Annotated in this window: 26 protein-coding genes; 15 read left to right on the top strand and 11 right to left on the bottom strand. The window is 46.6% G+C overall.

Going from position 1 to position 23,099, the window contains the following annotated elements; translation table 11 throughout:
- Positions 1-161 precede the first annotated feature (161 nt).
- A complete protein-coding gene (locus R8O11_RS16665) occupies positions 162-710 on the top strand; it encodes a gamma carbonic anhydrase family protein (protein ID WP_005379096.1) in 549 nt (182 codons plus the stop codon).
- A gap of 7 nt (positions 711-717) precedes the next feature.
- On the opposite strand, the gene R8O11_RS16660 is transcribed toward R8O11_RS16665, so the two are convergent.
- The 4 genes from R8O11_RS16660 to R8O11_RS16645 all read right to left on the bottom strand — a co-directional run bounded on the left by R8O11_RS16660 (position 718) and on the right by R8O11_RS16645 (position 3,442).
- A complete protein-coding gene (locus R8O11_RS16660) occupies positions 718-981 on the bottom strand; it encodes a DUF1488 domain-containing protein (RefSeq protein WP_005379090.1) in 264 nt (87 codons plus the stop codon).
- Positions 982-984: 3 nt separating this feature from the next.
- Positions 985-1,818 (bottom strand): shikimate dehydrogenase, encoded by an 834-nt coding sequence (aroE, locus tag R8O11_RS16655; protein ID WP_005379088.1) that lies wholly within the window; start codon positions 1,816-1,818, stop codon positions 985-987.
- A 101-nt stretch (positions 1,819-1,919) separates the two neighbouring features.
- Positions 1,920-2,837 carry an oxygen-dependent coproporphyrinogen oxidase gene (hemF, locus tag R8O11_RS16650; protein ID WP_053350839.1) on the bottom strand — a complete coding sequence of 306 codons (918 nt, stop codon included), beginning with the start codon at positions 2,835-2,837 and terminating at the stop codon, positions 1,920-1,922.
- A gap of 47 nt (positions 2,838-2,884) precedes the next feature.
- Positions 2,885-3,442, bottom strand: coding sequence for an L-threonylcarbamoyladenylate synthase (locus R8O11_RS16645; protein WP_005379084.1), 558 nt, complete (start codon positions 3,440-3,442; stop codon positions 2,885-2,887).
- A gap of 199 nt (positions 3,443-3,641) precedes the next feature.
- Between R8O11_RS16645 and purE the strand changes: the two genes are divergently transcribed.
- Complete coding sequence (purE, locus tag R8O11_RS16640; protein ID WP_005379082.1) at positions 3,642-4,127, top strand: 5-(carboxyamino)imidazole ribonucleotide mutase; 486 nt, start codon at positions 3,642-3,644, stop codon at positions 4,125-4,127.
- Positions 4,128-4,131: 4 nt separating this feature from the next.
- Positions 4,132-5,265 (top strand): 5-(carboxyamino)imidazole ribonucleotide synthase, encoded by a 1,134-nt coding sequence (locus tag R8O11_RS16635; protein WP_158157064.1) that lies wholly within the window; start codon positions 4,132-4,134, stop codon positions 5,263-5,265.
- Positions 5,266-5,330: 65 nt separating this feature from the next.
- On the opposite strand, the gene R8O11_RS16630 is transcribed toward R8O11_RS16635, so the two are convergent.
- From R8O11_RS16630 to R8O11_RS16615, 4 genes are all read right to left on the bottom strand, one after another.
- The gene (locus R8O11_RS16630; RefSeq protein WP_047102572.1) at positions 5,331-5,900 is read right to left on the bottom strand and encodes a type I DNA topoisomerase; all 570 of its coding nucleotides are present in this window, start codon (positions 5,898-5,900) and stop codon (positions 5,331-5,333) included.
- Between the two features lie 76 nt (positions 5,901-5,976).
- A complete protein-coding gene (locus R8O11_RS16625; protein WP_005379074.1) occupies positions 5,977-6,456 on the bottom strand; it encodes a DUF494 family protein in 480 nt (159 codons plus the stop codon).
- A 2-nt stretch (positions 6,457-6,458) separates the two neighbouring features.
- Entirely contained in the window at positions 6,459-7,568 is a 1,110-nt protein-coding gene (gene dprA / locus R8O11_RS16620; RefSeq protein WP_053304037.1) for a DNA-processing protein DprA, read from the bottom strand.
- Positions 7,552-8,646 (bottom strand): LysM peptidoglycan-binding domain-containing protein, encoded by a 1,095-nt coding sequence (locus R8O11_RS16615; protein ID WP_053304038.1) that lies wholly within the window; start codon positions 8,644-8,646, stop codon positions 7,552-7,554. Before R8O11_RS16615 ends, dprA begins: the two co-directional genes overlap by 17 nt.
- Positions 8,647-8,784: 138 nt before the next feature.
- Here R8O11_RS16615 and def point away from each other — a divergent pair, with 138 nt between their 5' ends.
- The 6 genes from def to R8O11_RS16585 all read left to right on the top strand — a co-directional run bounded on the left by def (position 8,785) and on the right by R8O11_RS16585 (position 15,156).
- A complete protein-coding gene (def, locus tag R8O11_RS16610) occupies positions 8,785-9,303 on the top strand; it encodes a peptide deformylase (RefSeq protein ID WP_318194284.1) in 519 nt (172 codons plus the stop codon).
- Between the two features lie 33 nt (positions 9,304-9,336).
- A complete protein-coding gene (gene fmt / locus R8O11_RS16605) occupies positions 9,337-10,284 on the top strand; it encodes a methionyl-tRNA formyltransferase (protein WP_318194283.1) in 948 nt (315 codons plus the stop codon).
- An 82-nt stretch (positions 10,285-10,366) separates the two neighbouring features.
- Entirely contained in the window at positions 10,367-11,650 is a 1,284-nt protein-coding gene (gene rsmB / locus R8O11_RS16600; protein ID WP_017635608.1) for a 16S rRNA (cytosine(967)-C(5))-methyltransferase RsmB, read from the top strand.
- Between the two features lie 63 nt (positions 11,651-11,713).
- Positions 11,714-13,090 (top strand): Trk system potassium transporter TrkA, encoded by a 1,377-nt coding sequence (trkA, locus tag R8O11_RS16595; protein ID WP_005379062.1) that lies wholly within the window; start codon positions 11,714-11,716, stop codon positions 13,088-13,090.
- 9 nt (positions 13,091-13,099) lie between these two features.
- Positions 13,100-14,545 carry a TrkH family potassium uptake protein gene (locus R8O11_RS16590; RefSeq protein ID WP_017821575.1) on the top strand — a complete coding sequence of 482 codons (1,446 nt, stop codon included), beginning with the start codon at positions 13,100-13,102 and terminating at the stop codon, positions 14,543-14,545.
- A gap of 26 nt (positions 14,546-14,571) precedes the next feature.
- Positions 14,572-15,156: a DUF3157 family protein gene (locus R8O11_RS16585; RefSeq protein WP_005379050.1), complete on the top strand. Its 585-nt coding sequence runs from the start codon at positions 14,572-14,574 to the stop codon at positions 15,154-15,156.
- Between the two features lie 33 nt (positions 15,157-15,189).
- Here R8O11_RS16585 and trhA read toward each other — a convergent pair whose 3' ends face one another.
- Positions 15,190-15,843: a PAQR family membrane homeostasis protein TrhA gene (gene trhA, locus R8O11_RS16580; protein WP_025768918.1), complete on the bottom strand. Its 654-nt coding sequence runs from the start codon at positions 15,841-15,843 to the stop codon at positions 15,190-15,192.
- Positions 15,844-15,913: 70 nt separating this feature from the next.
- Complete coding sequence (locus tag R8O11_RS16575) at positions 15,914-16,720, bottom strand: sporulation protein (protein WP_005379045.1); 807 nt, start codon at positions 16,718-16,720, stop codon at positions 15,914-15,916.
- Between the two features lie 296 nt (positions 16,721-17,016).
- On the opposite strand from R8O11_RS16575, the gene R8O11_RS16570 reads away from it, so the two are divergent.
- The 5 genes from R8O11_RS16570 to R8O11_RS16550 all read left to right on the top strand — a co-directional run bounded on the left by R8O11_RS16570 (position 17,017) and on the right by R8O11_RS16550 (position 21,024).
- On the top strand, positions 17,017-17,184 hold the full coding sequence (locus R8O11_RS16570) for a hypothetical protein (RefSeq protein WP_005379043.1): 168 nt from the start codon (positions 17,017-17,019) through the stop codon (positions 17,182-17,184).
- Positions 17,185-17,350: 166 nt separating this feature from the next.
- Positions 17,351-17,617 carry a YihD family protein gene (locus tag R8O11_RS16565; protein WP_005379040.1) on the top strand — a complete coding sequence of 89 codons (267 nt, stop codon included), beginning with the start codon at positions 17,351-17,353 and terminating at the stop codon, positions 17,615-17,617.
- A gap of 308 nt (positions 17,618-17,925) precedes the next feature.
- Positions 17,926-19,347 carry a cytochrome c oxidase accessory protein CcoG gene (ccoG, locus tag R8O11_RS16560; protein WP_042523886.1) on the top strand — a complete coding sequence of 474 codons (1,422 nt, stop codon included), beginning with the start codon at positions 17,926-17,928 and terminating at the stop codon, positions 19,345-19,347.
- 53 nt (positions 19,348-19,400) lie between these two features.
- Positions 19,401-20,387, top strand: coding sequence for a serine/threonine protein kinase (locus tag R8O11_RS16555; RefSeq protein WP_031780853.1), 987 nt, complete (start codon positions 19,401-19,403; stop codon positions 20,385-20,387).
- Positions 20,388-20,421: 34 nt separating this feature from the next.
- Positions 20,422-21,024 (top strand): thiol:disulfide interchange protein DsbA/DsbL, encoded by a 603-nt coding sequence (locus R8O11_RS16550; RefSeq protein WP_005379036.1) that lies wholly within the window; start codon positions 20,422-20,424, stop codon positions 21,022-21,024.
- Positions 21,025-21,070: 46 nt separating this feature from the next.
- Here the strand turns inward: R8O11_RS16550 and R8O11_RS16545 are convergent, their stop codons facing one another.
- Positions 21,071-21,949 carry an acyltransferase gene (locus tag R8O11_RS16545; RefSeq protein ID WP_017821568.1) on the bottom strand — a complete coding sequence of 293 codons (879 nt, stop codon included), beginning with the start codon at positions 21,947-21,949 and terminating at the stop codon, positions 21,071-21,073.
- Positions 21,950-22,098: 149 nt separating this feature from the next.
- Here R8O11_RS16545 and R8O11_RS16540 point away from each other — a divergent pair, with 149 nt between their 5' ends.
- Positions 22,099-23,055, top strand: a complete 957-nt coding sequence (locus tag R8O11_RS16540; RefSeq protein ID WP_005379034.1) for a DUF2860 domain-containing protein — start codon at positions 22,099-22,101, stop codon at positions 23,053-23,055.
- Positions 23,056-23,099: the final 44 nt, after the last annotated feature.

The following is a 23,099-nucleotide window of genomic DNA, read 5'->3' as shown; positions in this document are numbered from 1 at the left end:
TCAGCGAGGTGGCATTATAGAGATTGCGATCACATTGGCAAGCCCTTTTTCTCGTTTTTTTTGATTTTTTTATCGTTTGGGTGTTTTTTATTCTAAAAGGCGAGTTTTCACTACTATTCTACCTCCATACACCCTGTAATCGCCCTGAATAAGGAAAAAAGATGAGCTCAATGAGAAGCTATAAAGGTATAAAGCCTGAACTTGGTGAGCGTGTTTACGTTGACCCAACCTCTGTTTTAGTCGGTGATATCCGAATTGGCGATGATTCTAGCATTTGGCCACTGGTAGCAGCGCGAGGTGATGTAAACCACATTCACATTGGTGATCGAACGAATATTCAAGATGGCAGTGTTTTGCATGTCACCCATAAGAACGCCGAAAACCCAAACGGCTACCCATTGATTATTGGTAATGACGTTACGATTGGCCACAAAGTGATGCTGCACGGTTGTGAGATCCACGATCGTGTTTTGGTTGGTATGGGAGCTATTGTTTTAGATGCTGTTGTAATTGAGTCAGAGGTGATGATCGGAGCAGGCAGTTTAGTGCCACCTGGGAAAGTATTAGAAAGTGGCTACTTATATGTTGGAAGCCCAGTAAAACAAGCTCGCCCTCTGTCAGAAAAAGAACGAGCTTTCTTGCAAAAGTCTGCCAACAACTATGTGCAGAACAAAAACGACTACTTAAATGAAGTAAAAGACTTGAACTAAAACCCTGTTAACCGATGATGATATGGCCTTCTTCGTTGAAGGCTTCATCTTCTATTAGCTCTTCAGCCATTTCTTCTAGGTCGAATCGGTAATCAGTAAACACTTTAATTGCCGCTTGCTCAGTTTCAATCAGTGAACCACTGAGCTTTTCTAACTTTTGTTTCGTCACAAAGCACTCTATTAGTGCGCCTGATTGTTGCGCCGAAAAGTTTACCGATTGTGATACTTCATCCCATGATTGAATATCTGGGAATAAGATGGATTGATTCATCGCTTATTGACCTTCAAGATTCTTTCTTAGTTCTCTGAGAATTTGTTTGGCACCAGGACGTAAGCCACGCCAGAGCATAAAGCTTTCCGCAGCCTGCCCAACTAACATTCCAAGACCGTCATACGCATGAGCGGCACCATTCTCTTTTGCCCATAAGTTAAAGCTCGTCACCCCTTTGCCATAAATCATGTCATAGCTTGTACTGTTAGCGGCAAAGATGGAGGATGAAATAGTCGGCAGTTCACCACTAAGAGAAGCGGATGTGGAGTTAATGATGACATCATACTCTTCATCAATACTTGCTATCTCTTTGGCGAGGATAGGACCGTGAGAGACAAACAGCTCTGCAAGCTCCTGTGCTTTACTAAAGGTACGGTTGGTAATGGTTAAAGAGGTCGGCTTTTGATCAAGTAGTGGCTTAATAACACCACGAGCTGCACCACCAGCGCCAATAATTAGGATTCGCGCGCCTTCCAATACAACCTGATGCTGAAGCAGATCTTGCACTAAACCTGCACCATCAGTGTTGTCACCGATGATTTCACCATCGTCTAACTTCTTGAGGGTATTTACCGCGCCTGCTAACTGAGCCCGTTCTGTCAATCGACTAGCAAATTGATAAGCATCTTCTTTAAATGGCATAGTGATGTTGCACCCCTTGCCACCTTCAGCAAAAAACACCTTCGCCGCGTCAATAAAACCATCAACAGGTGCACTTTCTGCGGTGTACACCAAAGATTGATTAGTTTGACGAGCAAACAAGGTGTGAATGAATGGCGACTTACTGTGTCCGATAGGATTACCAAACACGGCATAGCGATCGATTTGCTGGGTCATTTCCTTACCTTTGTTCCTTACTTAGATATAGAGAAAACAGGGCCACCTGATTACAGATGACCCTATCACTATCTATCTATATAGAAAAGGAGATTCCGTGCTTACCACTCTCGGGGCGTTAGGTATCGCTCGTAAAGCTCAGCTTCTGGCGATCCCGCTTCTGGCTCGTAGCAGTACTCCCAGCGAGCGAGCGGCGGCATTGACATCAGAATCGACTCAGTACGCCCACCGCTTTGTAAACCAAATAAGGTGCCACGGTCATACACTAAGTTGAACTCTACGTAACGGCCGCGACGATATAGTTGGAATTCACGCTCACGCTCACCATACTCGATCTCTTTACGACGAGAAACGATCGGCAAATAAGCCTGGCAATAGCCTTCACCGACAGCTTTGATGTAAGCAAAACACTTATCAAATTCCCACTGGTTTAGATCATCAAAGAACAAACCGCCAACACCGCGAGTTTCATTACGATGTGGTAGGAAGAAGTATTTGTCACACCATGCTTTATGCTCTTGGTAAACATCGTCACCAAATGGCGCACAAAGCAGTTTTGCAGTGTCGTGCCATGATTGGCAATCTTCTTCAAATGGATAGAACGGCGTTAGGTCAAAACCACCACCAAACCACCAAATTGGGTCTTCGCCATCTTTTTCTGCAATAAAGAAGCGGACATTGGCGTGTGAAGTCGGTACATAAGGGTTTTTAGGGTGAATAACCAAAGAAACACCCATCGCTTCAAAACGACGACCCGCTAGCTCTGGACGATGCGCTGTCGCAGATGCTGGCATTTCTTTCCCTTCCACATGCGAGAAGTTCACGCCTCCCTGCTCGAAAACAAGGCCATCACGCATAACACGTGAGCGCCCACCGCCACCAAGACGTTCGCCCGGTTCACGATGCCATGCATCCTCGACAAAGACGGCCTTTCCATCTTCTTGTTCTAACTGCTGACAAATGGAGTCCTGAAGTGACATCAAGAACTGCTTTACGGCGTGCTTATCGATCGCTGACATACGTTATTACCTATTACGTGAAACCTAATGATGGCTGGCTAGCAGGGTTAACCCTGTCTTAATATTTGTGAAGTTTTGGCGTCACGAATCTCGCTGGGTTTATCACGACCGCTGGTCTCGCCACGAAGAATGGCGACCAGCTTATCACCCAACTGTTCTTCGACTTCTTCCGTGGTCATACACGGTGGTAAGCCGGAAAGATTCGCGCTGGTAGAGGTTAACGGCTTTCCGAATGCATTACACATTTTTTGCACCAAAGGATGATCAGTCACACGAACCGCAATTGAATCAAACTGCCCTGAAACCCAGTTGGATACTTTATCGCTCGCTGGCATGATCCAAGTGTATGGGCCTGGCCAAGTGGCATGAACAGTCTGTAATTGTTCTTCAGTCAACTGAGATTCATCAATATAAGGCAAGAGCTGATCGTAACTTGCAGCGATGAGAATCAGCCCTTTTTCTACCGGACGCTGCTTGAGCTCTAATAGCTTTTGAATTGCTTCTGGGTTATCTGGATCACATCCGACACCAAAAACCCCTTCTGTTGGATAGGCAATCACTTCGCCTTGCTTGAGTGCGTTGAGCACTTGTTCAAAGTTATCCACCGATTACTTCCTATTTGTTTGACTGTGTTGTTTTCACTAAGTGTACAAATATTCATTCTCAGACACTAAAGCAATTTTTTTATAAAATGTATCAATAGCGCCAACAACAAGACGCAAACGTTTGCTTGAGATAAAAATCCCCGTATAATGCGCACAAATTTATAGCTCACCTAATTTTTGCAGCTTAAAGGAGTTTGAGATGAAAGTCGGTATCATCATGGGTTCTAAATCCGATTGGCCAACCATGAAACTAGCAGCGGACATGCTAGATCAATTTGGCGTGCCTTACGAAACAAAAGTCGTGTCAGCACACCGAACTCCTCAATTACTGGCTGACTACGCCAGTGGCGCAAAAGAACGCGGCATCAAAGTTATCATCGCAGGCGCAGGTGGTGCAGCCCACCTACCTGGTATGGCGGCGGCGTTTACTAGTTTGCCAGTGCTTGGGGTTCCCGTTCAGTCTCGTGCACTGAAAGGTATGGATTCATTGCTTTCTATTGTACAGATGCCAAAGGGAATTGCGGTTGGTACATTGGCGATTGGCGAAGCGGGCGCAGCAAACGCCGGTATCCTAGCAGCGCAAATCCTAGGCACTCATGATGAAAACATCATGGCGAAGGTAGAAGCATTCCGTAATGAGCAAACGGAAACAGTTCTCGCAAATCCAAACCCTGCAGAGGATTAATCAGATGCATGTACTGGTTCTTGGTGCGGGTCAGTTGGCTCGTATGATGTCTCTGGCTGGTGCGCCACTGAATATTCAAATTTCAGCTTACGATGTCAGCAGCGGTGATGTCGTTCACCCTTTAACTCAACAGGTACTTGGCCATGGCTTGGAAAATGCGATTACGCAAGTTGACGTGATTACTGCCGAGTTCGAGCATATTCCACATGACGAGCTCAAGGTTTGCGAAGCGAGCGGCAAGTTCCTACCAAGTACGCAAGCCATCAAAGCAGGTGGTGATCGCCGTATTGAAAAAGCACTGCTTGATGATGCTGGCGTGCGCAACGCGAAATACTACGTCATTGAAACTCGTGAAGACTTTGACCGCGCAATTGAACACGTTGGTATGCCAATGGTTCTGAAAAGTGCATTGGGTGGTTACGATGGTAAAGGTCAATGGCGCTTAAAAGAAGCTTCTCAAGTCGACGACATTTGGACTGAGATGGCAGAGTGCATTGCCGCAACACCAACTCAAGCGATTGTTGCTGAGGAATTTGTCCCTTTTAACCGCGAAGTTTCACTGGTTGGTGCTCGCGGTAAAGATGGCAGCGTTGAAGTGTACCCTCTGGCAGAGAACGTCCACACCAATGGTGTATTGAGCCTTTCTACTGCGATTGATGCACCAGAGTTGCAAGAGCAAGCAAAACAGATGTTCACGGCCGTTGCCAACAGCTTGAATTACGTTGGTGTGCTAACGCTGGAGTTCTTCGATGTTGACGGTACTTTGCTAGTCAATGAAATCGCACCACGCGTACACAACTCTGGTCATTGGACTCAACAGGGTGCAGAAACCTGTCAATTTGAGAATCATCTACGCGCCGTGTGCGGCATGCCTTTGGGTAGCACGAAGTTGGTTCGTGAAACCTCGATGATTAATATTCTTGGTGAAGACACACTACCAGAAGCATTGCTAGCGATGGATGGTTGCCACATTCATTGGTACGGCAAAGAAAAACGTGCGGGTCGCAAGATGGGACACATCAACGTATGTGGTGACTACACTGGCGAACTTAATCGTAAACTTTGTGCATTAGCAGACGTATTGGATGAACAGGCTTTCCCTGCCGTACATGAATTTGCCAAGCAGTGGCAAGCATAGAAAAGCAGCGGAATAAATAGCAAAAGGGTCGCACGATGCGACCCTTTTTAATTCCTTTGATATATTTACCCTTGCTGGGTGTGCTGACACTTACGATTAGCACATTGCAATTTCACACCACTGGCGAGTTTCTTCTCCACCAACAGAGTAAAACCACACTCTTCGCATCGCCCCTTGACCGGAGCAAGGTTCACAGCAAATTTGCATTTAGGGTAGTTGTCACACGCGTAGAATGTTTTTCCAAATCGGGTTTTACGCCCAACCAAATGTCCTTTGCCACATTCAGGGCAAGCGTGTTGCTCTTGTGACTGCGCCTCTGGCTCTGGTTGATTAATCGACTCAATATGATGACAAGCCGGGTAGTTACTACAACCGACGAACATACCGTAGCGCCCTTGGCGGAGAACCAACTCATTGCCACACTCAGGACAAGGCACACCCAACTCTTTCACGATGTGACCATCATTGCTGTGTAGCGGTTTAATGTAATCACAGCTTGGGTAATGGTTACAGCCGAGGAATGGGCCATGTTTTCCGTGCTTGAGAGTCAGCTCACCACCACATTTTGGACACGGCTCGTGCTCCAAAGCGTGTTCATGGGCAGAGAAAAGGGTGTTGTCGATTTTACTACTCATACTTACCGTTTCGTGAAAAACACACAAAAAGACAAGCTCGCGTTTATTCTAGTTAAACTCGAACTTGCCCAGATGGTTAGTGAAGAATCCCTTGTTCCTTGGTGTACAACAGCTCTTCCATTAGCGTGTAAGCGTTTTCGTTGCCAGGCACATTAAACAGCACCATCAGAATGATCCATTTGAGATCTTCAAGCTCAAACTCACTCGTTTCTAATCCCATCACTCGGTCAATCACCATTTCGCGAGTTTCTGTGGTTAACACATTGATTTGCTCGAGAAACAATAGAAACCCTCGGCATTCCAAATCTAAACGCTGCATCTCTTTCGCTGTGTAGATACGAGTTGATGACGAAGCCATGCAAGTCGAGATTGCAGAAGAGGTGTCACTTTGCTGCAATGCGGCAAGCTCTTCTAACCAGACAAGGGCTTTGTAGATATCTTTTTGTTGGAAGCCTGCACGAAGCAACTCTTCTTCCAACTCGTCTTGTTCGACCTGTAACTCTGCATCGCTATGGATGTAGGTTTCGAATAGATACATCAGTATATCCATCATCATAGCTAGCCCCTCCCCTTTCGAATATAGCCACCTGAAACCGCAACGACATGCCCAGAGAGTTCTAACTCTAAGAGCTGCATCATGACTTCTTGGACAGGTATATTGGTCCTGTTTGCAAGAATATCAACCGGTGTAGCTTCACTTCCTACGTTAGCTAACAGCTGAGGAAATGGCAATTCTTCTTCATCATTTAACGTAGAAAATAAATCAGTACTCTGATTAATAGACCAATCAAGCAAGGACTGTATTTCATCTAAGACATCTTTCGTCTTTTCTACGAGGCAAGCGCCATGACGTATCAACTGGTTTCCACCGCAGGCATTGGGGGCATTGATTGACGCTGGCAGCGCAAATACTTCTCGACCTTGCTCAAGCGCGTAACGAGCTGTAATTAACGAGCCGCTCTTTTTCGCCGCCTCGACGACCAGTACACCAAGCGATAATCCACTAATAATACGATTACGACGCGGGAAGTTTTCTGGGCGCGGCTTGGCATTAGGCCGAAACTCAGACACCAAAGCCCCATATTCAATAACACGTTGCGCTAAACCACGATGACGTGCCGGATAAATATTTTCTAAGCCAGATCCTAGCACCGCAATCGTCTTACCACCCGCTTGCAACGCACCATCATGCGCATGACCATCAATGCCTAAAGCGAGACCACTGGTGACAATAAAATCGTGCTGAACAAACTCTGCAGCAAACTGACGTGCATGCTGTAATCCATCAATACTCGCATTTCGACTGCCAACCATCGCGATTTGTGGCTGAGAGAGACAAGTAGGGTTTCCTTGAACAAAAAGTAGAGGTGGCGGTGCAACGATTTGTTTGAGTTGAGGTGGATAACGCGGGTCAGTCAGTGTCAGGATATGATGATTTGTAGAAGCCTCAAGCCAGCTTAAACAAGCATCGACTTCTTTATCTGTTGAAGCCCAAGCTTGAATTTGCTTAGTTGTTAACCCAAGTTGTTGTAGCTGTTCAGGAGAGAAGTTTACGATGTTACGTGGCGTGTCTCTTGCCAGTAGCTTATTCATTTTGACGCCGCCAATGCCTGGTAAACAACTCAGTTTTAACCAGGCAGCGAGATCATCGTTATTTCGTCGATTCATCGATGGTTAATTCGTCCGCCAACGGTGACACCACCGAAATATCTTGGTTAATGGGTTTCGTACTGTTAGTGATCAGTGCCAAGCTAAAGTACTCATAAGGACGAATGACCAGCAACTCACCAACTTTGCTTTGAGGCAAAGTAATTTTCTTATCAAGCACGCCAAACTCTTTCTTGAACTCATCGCCGTCTTTGTAAACTGGGTGCGCGTCTTCTTTTAAATCAAACACACTGCCTTGCTTGAGATTATCTGACGTGCCTTTATCAATCACCACGACTTGGTTAGTTGAACTAAAGCGAATACCTTCGATATTACCTAGCAACTTTGCAGAACTGCCTTGTGGCGACGGCAGCGGATAGAACGTAGTCGTGAAGTCAGTATTCTCAACCGATTGATTTGGCAACGCGATATCGTTACGTAGGATTTCTTGCATTTGCGATGTAAGCTTCAAACCTGAATAATCACTCGAAGCTTCAACGAGCTCGCCTTTGGCAATCAAACGCAGCGCGGTAATCTCTTCGGACACATCGACACGCGAAAAGGTAGCTACTGGTCGGTAAATAGCCCAACCTGTCGCGGTCTGATTGCCATTGATATACAGCACATCTTCTGTAGTCAGATACTTACTGCCTTTGCTGCTACCCATCACTTTTGCAGCATTGTTCAACGAATCTTTATCTAGCAACCGATCCGATTTGAGGTAAGGCATCACCAAACCTTCCGCGACCGTTGGTACGGCTTTCTTTTCTGTGATGCGAGCTTTCGGGCTCAGCTTCTTAACCGGTTTTAGGCTCAACACGGGCTGACCGTTAATCCACACCAAAGACAGCTTGTCTCCGGGATAAATTAAATGAGGGTTATCGATTTCCGGGTTTACTTGCCATAAACGAGGCCACAACCACGGGCTATCCAAGTACATGGCCGAAATATCCCATAGCGTATCGCCCTTCACAACTACATATGTTTGTGGCGCATCATCTTTAACAGTCAGTGGGTTCGCATCCACATTTGCTACAGCGTTGAAAGAGAAAAGTAACGGCAACGTAACACTGGCAACGTTGCGGAAAATTCGATTCATGACCCTCGTCCTTGATCTATTAAGCAGGAACCAGAATGGAAATTGGTGCAAGGATGCTGTCATTTAGGCTATAAAATGTCTAGAATTGAGCCAACAAGGTTTGTGCTGTTTCGGCACAGTTCAATATTTCGAGTGAATATGTCTGTATTACAAGTATTAACATTCCCGGATGATCGCCTGCGCACAGTCGCAAAGCCTGTTGAAGCGGTGACACCTGAGATTCAAAAAATCGTCGATGACATGATTGAAACCATGTACGACGAAGAAGGTATTGGCCTTGCTGCAACGCAGGTTGATATCCACAAACGTATCGTAGTGATTGATATTTCAGAAACTCGCGATGAGCCGATGGTGCTTATCAACCCTGAGATTCTGGAAAAGCGTGGTGAAGACGGCATCGAAGAAGGCTGTCTATCGGTACCAGGTGCTCGCGCACTTGTGCCTCGCGCTGCTGAAGTTACGGTTAAAGCCCTAGATCGCGACGGCAAAGAATACACATTTGACGCTGACGATCTGCTAGCAATCTGCGTTCAACACGAGCTTGATCACCTACAAGGTAAGCTGTTCGTGGATTACCTATCGCCACTTAAGCGTAAGCGTATTCAAGACAAGCTAGCGAAAATCAAACGCTTTAACGAGAAACAGCAAAACGCTTAATCTCGATACAATTTAATTAGAAGGAAGCCTACCTTGAGTCAGTCTTTACGTATTGTCTTTGCAGGTACTCCGGATTTCGCCGCCCGTCACTTGGCGGCGTTGTTGTCTTCGGAGCACGAAGTAATTGCGGTATACACTCAACCAGACCGCCCAGCAGGTCGTGGTAAGAAGCTTACTGCCAGCCCAGTGAAAACCATCGCGCTTGAGCACGATATTCCGGTATACCAGCCAGAAAACTTCAAATCAGATGAAGCCAAGCAAGAGCTTGCTGATCTGAACGCCGACATCATGGTGGTTGTGGCTTACGGTCTATTGCTTCCACAAGTCGTGCTAGATACGCCTAAACTGGGCTGTATTAACGTGCACGGTTCGATTCTTCCTCGCTGGCGTGGTGCAGCTCCTATCCAACGCTCAATTTGGGCTGGTGATGCAGAAACAGGTGTAACCATCATGCAGATGGACATTGGCTTGGATACAGGTGACATGCTGAAAATCGCAACATTGCCGATTGAAGCAAGTGACACCAGCGCATCTATGTACGAAAAACTTGCAGGCTTAGGCCCTGATGCTCTGATTGACTGCCTAGCAGACATCGCAACAGGTAAAGCTGAGCCAGTAAAGCAAGATGACGAGCTTGCAAACTACGCGAAGAAGCTAAGCAAAGAAGAAGCACGCATTAATTGGAATGACGACGCGGCACACATTGAGCGTTGCGTTCGCGCATTCAACCCATGGCCAATGAGCCACTTTGAAGCGGCTGAACACAGCATCAAAGTATGGCAAAGCCGTGTGGCAGAACAAAGCAGTGGCAAGCCAGCGGGCACGATTGTGCAAGCAGATAAAACCGGTATTTATGTTGCGACAGGCAATGGCACACTGGTACTGGAACAACTGCAAGTTCCGGGTAAAAAAGCCATGTCAGTTCAAGATATTTTGAACTCACGTGCATCTTGGTTTGAAGTTGGCACCCAACTGGTTTAAAAAGCCAGACAATAGTGTCAAAGACCAATAATACGAACTTTTAGAGGGCAGAGATGCCCTCCTTTACTTTAAGGTACTCATCATGAATGTTCGCGCTGCGGCTGCTAACGTCCTGTATCTTGTCGTCGACAAGGGCCACTCACTTTCAAGCGCTCTTCCAGCGGCTCAACAAACGGTACGACCTCGTGACCACGCTCTGTTACAAGAGATCTGTTACGGTGCGCTACGTTACCTCCCTCGCCTAGAAATGATCGCAAACCAGTTGATGGATAAGCCGCTCAAAGGCAAACAACGTGTATTCCATCACCTAATTCTGGTTGGTATTTACCAACTGAGCTTCATGCGTATTCCTGCGCACGCAGCAGTTGGTGAAACGGTTGAAGGCACTAAAGAGCTGAAAGGTCCTCGTCTGCGTGGTTTGATTAACGCGGTATTGCGTAACTACCAGCGCAACCAAGAAGAACTCGACCAAATGGCCGTCAGCAACAACGCTGGCAAGTACGGTCACCCAAGCTGGTTACTAAAACTGCTGCAAGAGGCCTACCCACAACAATGGGAAAGCATTGTTGAAGCGAACAACCAAAAAGCACCAATGTGGCTGCGTGTGAACCATCAACACCACACTCGTGATGAATACCTTGCGCTGCTCAAAAATGAAAACATTGATAGCACGCCACACACAGAAGCAATGGACGCCATAAAATTGGCCGCACCATGTGATGTGATGAAGCTACCTGGTTTTGAAATAGGTTGGGTTTCGGTACAAGATGCGGCGGCGCAGCTTTCGATCAACTATCTAAAACCACAAGACGGCGAACGGATTTTAGATTGCTGTGCTGCGCCAGGTGGCAAGACGGCGCACATTCTAGAGCGCACGTCGGGCAGTGAAGTGGTCGCGATTGACTGCGACGACACACGCTTGAAACGTGTGCATGAAAACCTGAAGCGTCTCAACCTTCAGGCAAAAGTGGTTTGCGGTGATGCGCGTAATCCACAAGAATGGTGGCAAGGCGAGCAATTTGATCGCATTTTGCTGGATGCCCCATGTTCTGCGACTGGCGTGATTCGTCGTCACCCAGACATCAAATGGCTACGTCGTGCAGACGACATCGCCGCATTAGCAGAGCTACAGAGTGAAATTTTTGATGCCATGTGGACGCAACTGAAACCCGGCGGCACAATGGTTTACGCGACTTGTTCAATCACACCGCAAGAAAACGTGGAGCAAGTAAAAGCGTTTTTAGCACGTACCGCGGATGCGCAACTGCTGGATTCTGATCCCGACCAGCCTGGTCGTCAAATTCTACCAGGCGAAGAAGATATGGATGGTTTCTACTACGCAGTGCTAACTAAAACACACGCGTAACAGCATGCTAAATAGGGCGATTGGAGTGATTTCAATCGCCTTTTTCAGATACGAGAAAAGAGTATGAAGATCATTATTCTTGGTGCAGGTCAGGTTGGCGGCACACTGGCAGAAAACCTAGTGGGTGAAAACAACGACATCACCATCGTCGACAATAATGCCGACCGACTGCGTGAATTGCAGGACAAATACGACCTGCGTGTGGTCAATGGCCATGCGAGCCACCCAGACGTGCTGCATGAAGCTGGCGCGCAAGACGCCGATATGCTCGTCGCAGTAACCAACACTGATGAAACCAACATGGCTGCCTGTCAGGTCGCGTTCACTCTATTCAATACCCCAAACCGCGTTGCACGTATTCGCTCTCCAGAATACTTGGCAGAAAAAGAAGCCCTGTTTAAATCTGGCGCTATTCCTGTTGATCACCTTATCGCACCAGAAGAACTCGTCACGAGCTACATCGAACGTCTGATCCAATACCCAGGCGCGCTGCAAGTGGTGAGCTTTGCTGAACAGAAAGTCAGCCTAGTGGCGGTGAAAGCCTACTATGGTGGCCCGCTGGTGGGTAATGCGCTGTCTGCTTTGCGTGAGCACATGCCGCACATCGATACCCGTGTGGCGGCTATTTTCCGCCAGGGTCGCCCGATTCGCCCACAAGGTACCACCATCATTGAAGCCGACGATGAAGTGTTCTTCGTTGCAGCAAGTAATCATATTCGCTCAGTGATGAGTGAGCTTCAGCGCCTAGAAAAACCGTACCGCCGCATCATGATTGTTGGCGGGGGTAACATCGGCGCAAGCTTGGCAAAACGCCTAGAGCAAACTTACAGCGTGAAGCTGATTGAGCGTAACTACCAGCGTGCAGAAAAGCTCTCTGAGCAACTAGAAAACACCATCGTGTTCTGCGGTGATGCGGCAGACCAAGAGCTTCTCTCGGAAGAGAACATCGACCAAGTCGACGTCTTCATCGCGCTGACCAACGAAGATGAAACCAACATCATGTCTGCAATGTTGGCAAAACGCATGGGCGCCAAAAAAGTGATGGTGCTGATCCAACGTGGCGCTTATGTAGACCTGGTACAAGGCGGCGTAATTGATGTAGCAATCTCACCTCAGCAAGCCACTATTTCAGCCTTGCTAACGCACGTTCGTCGCGCTGATATCGTAAACGTGTCCTCACTTCGCCGCGGTGCTGCGGAAGCGATTGAAGCCGTCGCTCACGGTGATGAAAGTACATCTAAAGTGGTTGGACGTGCAATTGGAGATATAAAACTTCCACCTGGGACCACCATTGGTGCTATCGTTCGTGGCGAAGAAGTTCTTATTGCCCACGACCGTACGGTCATCGAGCAGGATGACCATGTGGTGATGTTCCTGGTCAACAAAAAATACGTATCAGACGTCGAAGCGCTATTCCAGCCGAGTCCATTCTTCCTCTAGGATTTTCCTATGGTCAACTTACGTCCCGTACTGTTTGTTATCGGGCTAGTTTTATCCAAACTGGCCCTGTTTATGTACGTGCCGACTTTGGTCGCTTTCTTTACCGGTACGGGGGGATTCCTCGATTTCGCCCAAGCCGTTGTGATCACGCACCTTGCCGCCTTCATCTGCCTAACGATAGGTCGAACCGCCAAGTTCAAACTCAGCGTACGCGATATGTTCCTCATCACCAGTTTGGTTTGGACCATCGCGAGTGCGTTTGCCGCCTTGCCATTTGTGTTTATCAACCACATCAGCTTCACCGACGCCTACTTCGAAACGATGTCGGGTATCACCACGACGGGCTCAACGGTGCTCAGTGGCCTAGACAACATGGCGCCGAGCATATTGCTGTGGCGCTCTATTTTACAATGGCTTGGTGGCATTGGTTTTATCGTGATGGCGGTAGCAGTGTTACCTATGCTGAATGTCGGTGGTATGAAGCTATTCCAAACCGAATCATCAGATTGGTCGGATAAAAGTAGTCCAAGAGCGAAAACGGTCGCCAAAAACATCGTAGCGGTTTATTTGATGCTAACGGGCCTATGTATTTTGGGCTACTTGATCACCGGCATGAACCTGTTCGAAGCAATCAACCATGCCTTTACTACGCTATCGACGGGTGGATACTCTACATCTGATGGGTCAATGAACCACTTCTCTAATGGCGCACATTGGGTGGCCACTACCTTTATGTTCTTAGGTGGTTTGCCGTTTTTGCTCTTTATCGCCGCGTTACGTAAACGCCGTATTGATGTGTTGGTTAACGACGCTCAAGTTAGAGGATTTGCGTACCTGTTCGTATTCTCAAGCTTAGTGATTTCAGCTTGGTTAGTGATTCGAGATGGGTACACCATTTTGGATGCCCTGCGAGTGTCGATGTTTAATATTGTCTCTGTCGTCACCACAACTGGCTTTGGCTTAGAAGACTTCACCGCATGGGGCGCATTACCCACCACTCTTTTCGCATTCTTAATGATGGCGGGGGCATGCTCAGGCTCAACGTCTGGCGGGATCAAAATCTTCCGCTTCCAAATTGCAATGACGCTGCTAAACAAACAAATGATGAAGTTGATTCACCCTTCAGGAGTGTTTGTACAGCGTTATAACCAGCGACCGGTGAATGATGATATTGTTCGCTCAGTGGTGGCATTTGGCTTGATGTTTTTTATCACCATTATCTTTATCGCGGGTTGTTTAAGTGCTCTTGGCCTCGACCCTGTGACCAGTATTTCTGGCTCAATCACCGCCGTTGCCAATGTTGGCCCTGGTATGGGCAGTGTGATTGGCCCGACAGGCAACTTCGCGCCTCTGCCCGATACTGCCAAATGGCTCTTAAGCTTTGGGATGTTAATGGGCCGCTTGGAAATTCTGACTATTCTTGTACTGTTCTTTCCTGCGTTTTGGCGCCGCTAAGCAGACTCTAATTAAAAGGTATAACAATGAAAACATGGATTACTCTGGCGACCCTACTTGCCGCCTCATCCACATACGCCGCCGAGGTCATCACTTTAGCCGATGGTCGAGAAGTGAAGTTGAACGATGACTTTACCTGGGAGTACGTCATGAAAAAACCGGCGCAGCAAGCGACGGAGACACAAACAACAGCAAGCGTAGTTGAAACAATCGCAGCTCCTGCGATTGCGACAATTCCTGTGGTAACGAAAACCGTTGGCACGACCGTGGTGGTAAACGCCAAAAAGCCAACCATGCAGCTATCAGATTCAGGTGTGGATGTATTGATTGGTTCAGCAAGCTATCAAAGCGGTGAGCTTATTTTGCCTACATCAATCACTAACCAAAGCTCTCAATCTGTCATTCAAGTGGAAGTTGAGGTGCAAGTGTTTGATATGTCTGGTCAGCAACTGGCAAAAGAAAACGTGACGGTTTGGCAATCCATCAAGCGCATGGCGGATACCTACCTGCGACCACAGCAAGCGGAACAAGGTAAGAGCATTAAATTGGCTGTACCGCAATCACAGCAATACCAGTTTTCTGCCAAAGTGCTAGAGGTAAAAACTCGCTAATACGTGTTTAATATTCTTTGTTGAGCCTATCGGCTAGATAGGCTCAACAAAGTAATAAATAGCAAAGAAATGGCACACGCAGCCAGCCAAAACAAAGCCGTGCCAAATCGCATGGTTAAAGGGAATGCGCTTCGCAACGTAGAAAATCACGCCCAGTGAATACACAACTCCACCAGCAGCAAGCAGTGTAAGTCCGCCGACATCCAAGTTGATCGCCAACTGATAAATCACAATCAACGATAACCATCCCATCACCAAATACGTCATCAAAGAAAGCTTTTTAAATCGATAGACGAACGCAACTTTCATGATGATGCCGATCAACGCAATGCTCCAAATAACGATCATCAACCCAAATGCTAGAGGTGTTCTTAAGCTGACTAACAAGAAAGGGGTATAGCTGCCTGCTATCAAAAGATAAATAGCACAGTGGTCGAAGGTTTTTAGCCAACGTTTCGCTTTGGGATGAGGGATCGCATGATAGAGCGTCGAGGCCAAAAATAGCACGATAATACTCGCACCATAAATCGCCATACTGGTAAGCGTTAAAGTGTCAGCTTGATGGTCTATGGCTTTAACTAACAGCAGTATCAAGCCAACAATACCAAAAATCATCCCTATACCGTGGGTGATGGTATTGGCCAGTTCTTCACGTTGACTGTATTGAGGTTTCTGCAGCTCGGACATCAATGCGCCTATACTAGAGTTTGAAATTTGCTCTAGTATGGCACATTAGGCTTACACGTGTAAGCTTAAATTAAGACTCATGAACGGCAGTAGTTTGATCGAGATAATTGAGTACCAGTTCGCCAACTTGATCTGGCTTAGTCGTGGCAGGGATGGTCAGCTCTCGCTTGAGTTTGCCACTACCCAGTAAGCTCGCGAGCATGCCACCTTGCCCCTTGCGTGTGCGGTCAACTTCAAACCACAACTTGAGCTCTTGCTCACTGCGGTGGGCAACAAATTCTAATTCGCGCCACACGCCGTGGTAAGGTCCGTCGGTTGGCACCAGTTCAAACTCTTGCACAAATGGTAGATCGAATCCTTTCACTTCCTCGCATTCCACCTGGCGAATTCGTAAACCTTGCGCTTCAAATGCAGATAGTACCGCATCCATCAGTGGATCAGGTCGGACGGTGAGGATGTCTTTATCAGTCGGATCCAAAGCAGCAGCAACGTCTAAGCCAGTTTCTAACCATACTTTGGCATCACCAATGGTGACAGGCGTGTTCCAAGGCACATCGAGCTTAACATCGAAGGTACGCTCTTCGCCGGAATGGATGGTAAATGCGTAAGGGAGACTCCACTTAGCAAGCACATGAGTTTGAGGTACTCGGCGCATGCTGTGTCCTTCTCGCGCACCACGGTCATCAGGGGCTTCTGCGATGTAGCGGCAACAGAGTTTTAAATCAATGTTGTCGATCGCTTGTTCAGTCGCACCACCATATACATGGATCGACACATCCACGCTTTGACCTGGGTATAGCACGTCTTGGTTTAAGATTGAGTCTACCTTCGCGCTCCCAATCCCAAAACTGGCAAGTGTCTTCTTCAAAAATGACATAGGCACCTCCTTCATCGAGATCTCATACTACTACTGCTGATCGTGGGATCAAACAAAAATTGCCTCGAACATCGCGACAAAATGACAAAATCTAAACAATTCAATTGCTCAACTATCGACCAATTATTACAAGGATGCTAATCTTACACTTGATATGCATGCATATCGGTATTCCTGACTCATTAACTGGATTGGCGAGAGCCAGAAGAGTGATTCTTCAATCTTGTTGGAGCCTAGCTCATAATGATTCAGGCCATTACATCGGCAATGGATATGCCTGACAGTTAGGTAAATTAATGCGCCCAACAACAGTCAGGTTCGCACACACTAATACTAGTGCAATGCGCCGCCGCAGTGGCTTTACTACTGCACCAAAGGCAAAGCAAGTTGCGCCAGCAATGACATTGGTTGAGAAGACAGCAATGATGTCGAGTGTTCCGGCCAAAGTTATCAAAGCAGCTTAATCAAAAGCGCGGCGCCAGCTGCGCTTTTTTCTTTGCACGCGACTCATAAAGCTTCAAAGACTTAGAACAAACTACAGTGAAAGAGATAGTTTTTCCTATTTGGTCTTAGCAAAGCAATTTGGTACCTTTACTGCTAATTACACCTATAAATTCTGTGGAGAAAGAAATGAAGTGTCATCGCATTGAAGAGCTGCTTGAGCTACTAGAGCCTGAATGGCATAAAGATCAAGAGCTGAACCTCTTGCAGTTCATCGTTAAGCTGGCAAAAGAAGCAGGCTATAAAGGAAAGCTAGAAGATCTGACCGACGATGTACTGATCTACCACCTTAAAATGCGTAATAGCAGCAAAGATGAAATGATCCCTGGACTCAAAAAAGACCAAGAGGACGATTTTAAAACGGCGATCCTACGCGCTCGTGGCATCATCAAATAACCAGCTCAACAGCCAGTATTCTTTAAGCGACTCTCTCTGTGAGTCGCTTTTTTATAACCAAAGTTTTTAGTCCCACAATTGGTTATAACTGTTCAGCCAATTATCAGGTTAACTGTACTGATTTTTGTTGTTAAACATTGACTGCGTTAAAGAAACGGAATTGTTATTGATTGTATAATCGCCGTTCATCAGTATTTACTAAAATAATTATGTTCGGTCATCTTTATGACGGAACGAGCAGCAATGTCATCGAGCGACATCAATAGAAATGACGCCGTACATTATAAAAGCCTAAGAAGGATGAGTGCATGAGTCAGGACAAGATCGATATCAAAGATGTGACTCCTAAAACCTATAATCCCAAAACCCATAAAGGAAACGGGGATCGGTTCAACCCAAGTAATCGCATCTATGTACGCGAAAGCAAAGGGACTTACCAGAAACTGCGTCGTTACGGTGGTTGGTTCTTACTGCTTCTCTTCGCTTTGATACCGTGGATTCCTTACGGTGAACGTCAAGCGATCTTGCTTGATATTGGCAACCAGCAGTTCAACTTTTTCGGTACCACACTGTACCCACAAGATCTTACCCTACTCGCCTTGCTGTTTGTGATCGCGGCGTTTGGGTTGTTCTTTATTACCACCTTCTTAGGTCGGGTTTGGTGTGGCTATCTCTGCCCACAAACCGTCTGGACCTTCATGTATATCTGGTTTGAAGAGAAGCTAGAGGGCAGCGCCAATAAGCGTCGTAAGCAGGACTCCAATAAGCTGACGGCGAATTTAGCGATGCGCAAAACCATCAAACATATAGCTTGGTTTGCCATTGCGCTCGCCACTGGTTTTACTTTTGTTGGCTACTTCGTTCCAATGAAGCAATTGGTTATCGACTTTTTCACTTTTAACGCCAACTTCTGGCCCGTCTTTTGGGTAATGTTCTTTGCCATTTGTACTTACGGTAATGCTGGTTGGATGCGTTCCATCATGTGTATTCACATGTGTCCTTACGCGCGCTTTCAGTCTGCCATGTTTGATAAAGACACCTTTATCGTTGGCTATGATGCAAAACGTGGGGAAAAACGTGGCCCACGTCCGCGTAAAGCCGATCCAAAGCAACTTGGTTTGGGTGATTGTATTGATTGTGATTTGTGTGTGCAGGTGTGCCCAACAGGTATCGATATTCGTGACGGCTTGCAGTATGAATGTATCAACTGTGGCGCCTGTATTGATGCGTGTGACAACACCATGGATCGCATGGGCTACGAGAAAGGCCTAATTAGTTACACCACCGAGCATCGCTTATCGGGTAAGAGTACCAAAGTCATGCGTCCGAAGCTGCTAGGCTATGGTGCCGTACTACTCGTCATGGTCGGTCTTTTCTTTGCCCAAATTGCAGCGGTAGACCCAGCCGGCATGAGTGTTATTCGCGACCGTAACCAACTGTTCCGCGTTAATAGCTCGGGAGAAGTAGAAAACACCTACACCCTCAAGGTGATCAACAAAACTCAGCAAGTGCAAGAGTACTCGTTGGATGTTGAAGGGCTATCCGATGTAAGCTGGTATGGTAAGCAGACAATTCAGGTCCAGCCAGGTGAGGTATTGAACCTGCCAATGAGTCTTGGTGCCGATCCTGACAAGCTAAACTCTGCGATTACGACAATTCAGTTTATACTCACCGATAAGAGCAACGAATTCACCATTGAAGTAGAAAGCCGTTTTATTAAAAAACTATAGTGCTACTTCAGTGACTAACGGAAAAAGGCTCAGTAATGAGCCTTTTTGTTTATATGTCCCAAAGTATGTTTAACTTTGACGCCCTTACCCCAGACTTTATGTGGTACGCGTTAGAAAGCATCGGCGTTCGCGCAGAATCAGGCTTTCTTCCCCTCAATAGCTACGAAAACCGTGTGTATCAATTTACCGATGAAGAGCGTCGTCGCTACGTCGTGAAGTTCTATCGTCCTGAACGTTGGAGCAATGAACAGATCCAAGAGGAGCACAACTTTACTTTAGAGCTGATTGGCAATGAGATCCCCATCGCACCACCTGTGCGCATCAACGGTGAAACCCTGCATCACTATCAAGGCTATGCTTTTGCGCTGTTTGATAGCGTGGGTGGTCGCCAATACGAGGTTGACAATTTAGATCAGCTCGAAGGTGTAGGGCGTTTCCTTGGCCGCATCCATAAAGTCGGCAGTCGCCAAGCCTTCCAACATCGCCCTACGATCGGCTTACAAGAATACCTGTATCAACCAAGAGAGATTCTGCAAAACGCCAATATGATTCCAATGCACTTGGAGAACAGCTTCTTCAATGACTTGGATATGCTGATCAAATCAATTGAAAGCCACTGGCACGAAGGCTTCAATATGATTCGTTTGCATGGCGATTGCCACCCAGGCAATATTTTGTGGCGAGATGGCCCTATGTTTGTTGATTTGGATGACGCTCGTAACGGCCCTGCAGTACAAGACTTATGGATGCTATTGAACGGTGAACGCCAAGACAAACTGATGCAGTTGGATATTGTTTTAGAGGCTTACCAAGAGTTTTGCGACTTTAATCCTGCAGAATTGAAACTAATCGAGCCACTTCGCGGTCTACGAATGGTGCACTATATGGCATGGCTAGCAAAACGTTGGCATGACCCTGCATTTCCTCTCGCTTTTCCATGGTTTAATGAGCCAAAATACTGGGAAGGTCAGGTCCTTGCATTTAAAGAGCAGATCGCCGCTTTAGAAGAAGCACCGCTGTCTTTAATGCCTCAGTGGTAAGTCAGGCCAAAAATTCAAAAATGGAGATATTTCGATGAAAAAACTGTTCGCACTGTTTTCTATGCTGATGTTAAGCCTGTCGGCACATGCAGCGCAATTCAAAGAAGGTGAACATTACAAAGTATTGGATCTTGAGGCATCAAAAAAACCTCTTGTGACGGAGTTTTTCTCTTTCTACTGCCCGCACTGTAATAGCTTTGAACCGGTTATCCAGCAACTGAAAAAGCAGTTACCAGAAGGTACTAAGCTATTAAAAAACCACGTTTCTTTCATGGGTGGCAACATGGGCCCATCAATGAGCAAAGCCTACGCAACGATGGTTGCATTAAAAGTGGAAGACAAAATGGTGCCAGTGATGTTTAACCGCATCCACAATCTAAAGAAAGCACCACGTAATGATGAAGAACTTCGTCAAATCTTCCTTGATGAAGGTGTAGATGCGAAAAAATTCGATTCTGCATTCAAAGGCTTCGCGGTTGATTCAATGGTTCGCCGTATGGACAAGCAATTTGAAAACAGCGGTCTAACCGGCGTTCCTGCGGTTATCGTTAACAACAAATACCTAGTTCAAGCACAAAGCATCAAAACGATGGATGAGTACTTCTCTCTGGTGAACTACTTGCTGACACTAAAATAAGCACATCGATATCAATCAAAAGGGGAGCACGTCGCTCCCCTTTTGTTTACTTGTAAATCTCTTGTAGTAACCGATCTTTTTCTTGCCACACATCACTCAGCCATTGTTGAAATTGCCGCTTATAGGGCTTATCGTTGAAGTAATCACCAAGCACTCTTTCATCAACGGGTAACACATTTACACGCACAACCACCTTGCTCATGCGGCCCATCAATAAATCCTTGAACGGTTTATGCGTATTTTCTGGGTACGCCAACGTAACGTCGATAATGCTCTCGAACTGTTCCCCCATCGCCGCTAACGTGTACGCAATCCCGCCCGATTTTGGTTGCAGCAAATATTGATAGTTTGCTTTACTCTTACGCTGCTTTTCTTCGGTAAATCGGGTTCCTTCGACATAGTTAACCACTGTGGTTGGAGTGTGTTTGAATTTAGCGCACGAGCGACGTGTCGTTTCTAAATCTTGACCTCGCTTATGAGGATTGCGGATCAGATACTCTCGCGAATAGCGACGCATAAATGGCATGTCGAGCGCCCAACACGCCATCCCGATGAAAGGCACATACAGCAGTTGTTGCTTGAGGAAAAACTTCGGCATGGGAATACGGTCTTTAAACACGCAGCAAAGCACAACAATATCTGTCCAACTGAGATGATTACTGATCAGCAGATACCACCCGTCTTTTTTAAGCGCTTCACCGCCCTGAACATCCCACTCAACACGGTTAGATACCGCCAGAATGCACGCATTAACGGTAGCCCATAACCACATCACCTTATTGGCACAAACGGTCGCTATCGCTTTTAGCTTTACGCCAGGAAGCAATATTTTAAATACAGCGATAACACAAATTGCGAGTGAACAAACCGCAGAATTGAGAATCACAAAAGAAGCGTTAAAAAAAAATAACAAATATGCCAACATGATAGTCAAACAACAGTGATAATGTGTGAAGAATAAAACAGCGTGTAATTATACTGCGCCTTTGCCACATTGGAACATGCGTGGAAATGGTCAGATTTGTTACCGCAACCAATATGTGCACCACTCATTCGACAACAAGGAGATAACGAATGAAACCAAGGCTACTTCTCTTGCCTTTGGCCTTTGTCGTCAGTTCTGCTCAGGCTCAACTCGCTGAAACCGCAGGTTTTGGCGGTGAAATTTCGCTGAATGCCGGATTCATATCATCAGAATCCAATTTCAATACAGAAAATAGTAACACCATCGATTCTCTCGATAAGCGTGCCGATAGTGACAGTTCCGTTATCGCTGCACCGCTAGGGAGTGTGACATACACCTTTGGTAGCCGACTCAACCACCAAGTTTACGCCGGTACCACACGCTCAGATGTCGCGGTAGGTACACTCGCTTTTCAGTTGGGCTATCAACACGAGCTACAATCTGGCACCGTGCTCGATGTTTCCTATCTGCCGACGGTACTCAAAGGCGAAACTTGGCGCAACCCTTATCAAGTAGGAACCGCACGTAAAGAGACGGATGTTGACGGCAATGCGTATCGCTTTCAGATCAAAGGGTTAATTGATAAAAACTTCAACCTTGATCTTGCTTATGCTGATAAAGACATCGAGCAGGAGGAAGTGACAGACCGCTCACTTGCTCGCGATGCTAACCTTTACTATGTCAAAGGCGACTATCGCATTCCACTCAACCAAACGTCTATGTTGCAACCCGCTTTCACCTACATCAATCAAGATGCCGACGGTAAAGCGGAGTCATTTGATTCGTACGGATTTGACATTAGCTGGTTTAAATTTATCAACCGCCATCGATTGGCCCTCACAGCGGGTTATGCATGGAAAGACTATCAAGCCGCTAGCCAAACTTTTGCTAAAACACGAAATGACGACACCATCAGCCTATTTGCGGCCTACGAATATCAAAACGTATTTGACTGGCAAGACTGGTCGTTCATTTCTTTAGCCGGCTATAGCCAAACTGACTCGAATATCACGTTTTATGAGGAGAAAGAGTACCTATTGTCGCTTGGTCTCAACTACACCTTCTAACGTCCTTCATCGCAACAAGGCGCTCACAACACTTGTTGCGATGA

The sequence above is a fragment of the Vibrio sp. 1288 genome (genome assembly GCF_033344475.1).
Note: the sequence above shows the minus strand (reverse complement) of the source record. Positions and strands in the feature narration are given on the sequence as shown.

What these genes read in the sequence shown, in the direction of transcription:
- R8O11_RS16665 (WP_005379096.1), top strand. Translation starts at nt 162, where the DNA reads ATGAGCTCAATGAGAAGCTATAAAGGTATAAAGCCTGAACTTGGTGAG.
- R8O11_RS16660 (WP_005379090.1), bottom strand. Translation starts at nt 981, where the DNA reads ATGAATCAATCCATCTTATTCCCAGATATTCAATCATGGGATGAAGTA.
- aroE (WP_005379088.1), bottom strand. Translation starts at nt 1,818, where the DNA reads ATGACCCAGCAAATCGATCGCTATGCCGTGTTTGGTAATCCTATCGGA.
- hemF (WP_053350839.1), bottom strand. Translation starts at nt 2,837, where the DNA reads ATGTCAGCGATCGATAAGCACGCCGTAAAGCAGTTCTTGATGTCACTT.
- purE (WP_005379082.1), top strand. Translation starts at nt 3,642, where the DNA reads ATGAAAGTCGGTATCATCATGGGTTCTAAATCCGATTGGCCAACCATG.
- R8O11_RS16635 (WP_158157064.1), top strand. Translation starts at nt 4,132, where the DNA reads ATGCATGTACTGGTTCTTGGTGCGGGTCAGTTGGCTCGTATGATGTCT.
- R8O11_RS16630 (WP_047102572.1), bottom strand. Translation starts at nt 5,900, where the DNA reads ATGAGTAGTAAAATCGACAACACCCTTTTCTCTGCCCATGAACACGCT.
- R8O11_RS16625 (WP_005379074.1), bottom strand. Translation starts at nt 6,456, where the DNA reads ATGATGATGGATATACTGATGTATCTATTCGAAACCTACATCCATAGC.
- dprA (WP_053304037.1), bottom strand. Translation starts at nt 7,568, where the DNA reads ATGAATCGACGAAATAACGATGATCTCGCTGCCTGGTTAAAACTGAGT.
- R8O11_RS16615 (WP_053304038.1), bottom strand. Translation starts at nt 8,646, where the DNA reads ATGAATCGAATTTTCCGCAACGTTGCCAGTGTTACGTTGCCGTTACTT.
- def (WP_318194284.1), top strand. Translation starts at nt 8,785, where the DNA reads ATGTCTGTATTACAAGTATTAACATTCCCGGATGATCGCCTGCGCACA.
- rsmB (WP_017635608.1), top strand. Translation starts at nt 10,367, where the DNA reads ATGAATGTTCGCGCTGCGGCTGCTAACGTCCTGTATCTTGTCGTCGAC.
- trkA (WP_005379062.1), top strand. Translation starts at nt 11,714, where the DNA reads ATGAAGATCATTATTCTTGGTGCAGGTCAGGTTGGCGGCACACTGGCA.
- R8O11_RS16590 (WP_017821575.1), top strand. Translation starts at nt 13,100, where the DNA reads ATGGTCAACTTACGTCCCGTACTGTTTGTTATCGGGCTAGTTTTATCC.
- R8O11_RS16585 (WP_005379050.1), top strand. Translation starts at nt 14,572, where the DNA reads ATGAAAACATGGATTACTCTGGCGACCCTACTTGCCGCCTCATCCACA.
- trhA (WP_025768918.1), bottom strand. Translation starts at nt 15,843, where the DNA reads ATGTCCGAGCTGCAGAAACCTCAATACAGTCAACGTGAAGAACTGGCC.
- R8O11_RS16575 (WP_005379045.1), bottom strand. Translation starts at nt 16,720, where the DNA reads ATGTCATTTTTGAAGAAGACACTTGCCAGTTTTGGGATTGGGAGCGCG.
- R8O11_RS16570 (WP_005379043.1), top strand. Translation starts at nt 17,017, where the DNA reads ATGCGCCCAACAACAGTCAGGTTCGCACACACTAATACTAGTGCAATG.
- R8O11_RS16565 (WP_005379040.1), top strand. Translation starts at nt 17,351, where the DNA reads ATGAAGTGTCATCGCATTGAAGAGCTGCTTGAGCTACTAGAGCCTGAA.
- ccoG (WP_042523886.1), top strand. Translation starts at nt 17,926, where the DNA reads ATGAGTCAGGACAAGATCGATATCAAAGATGTGACTCCTAAAACCTAT.
- R8O11_RS16555 (WP_031780853.1), top strand. Translation starts at nt 19,401, where the DNA reads ATGTCCCAAAGTATGTTTAACTTTGACGCCCTTACCCCAGACTTTATG.
- R8O11_RS16550 (WP_005379036.1), top strand. Translation starts at nt 20,422, where the DNA reads ATGAAAAAACTGTTCGCACTGTTTTCTATGCTGATGTTAAGCCTGTCG.
- R8O11_RS16545 (WP_017821568.1), bottom strand. Translation starts at nt 21,949, where the DNA reads ATGTTGGCATATTTGTTATTTTTTTTTAACGCTTCTTTTGTGATTCTC.
- R8O11_RS16540 (WP_005379034.1), top strand. Translation starts at nt 22,099, where the DNA reads ATGAAACCAAGGCTACTTCTCTTGCCTTTGGCCTTTGTCGTCAGTTCT.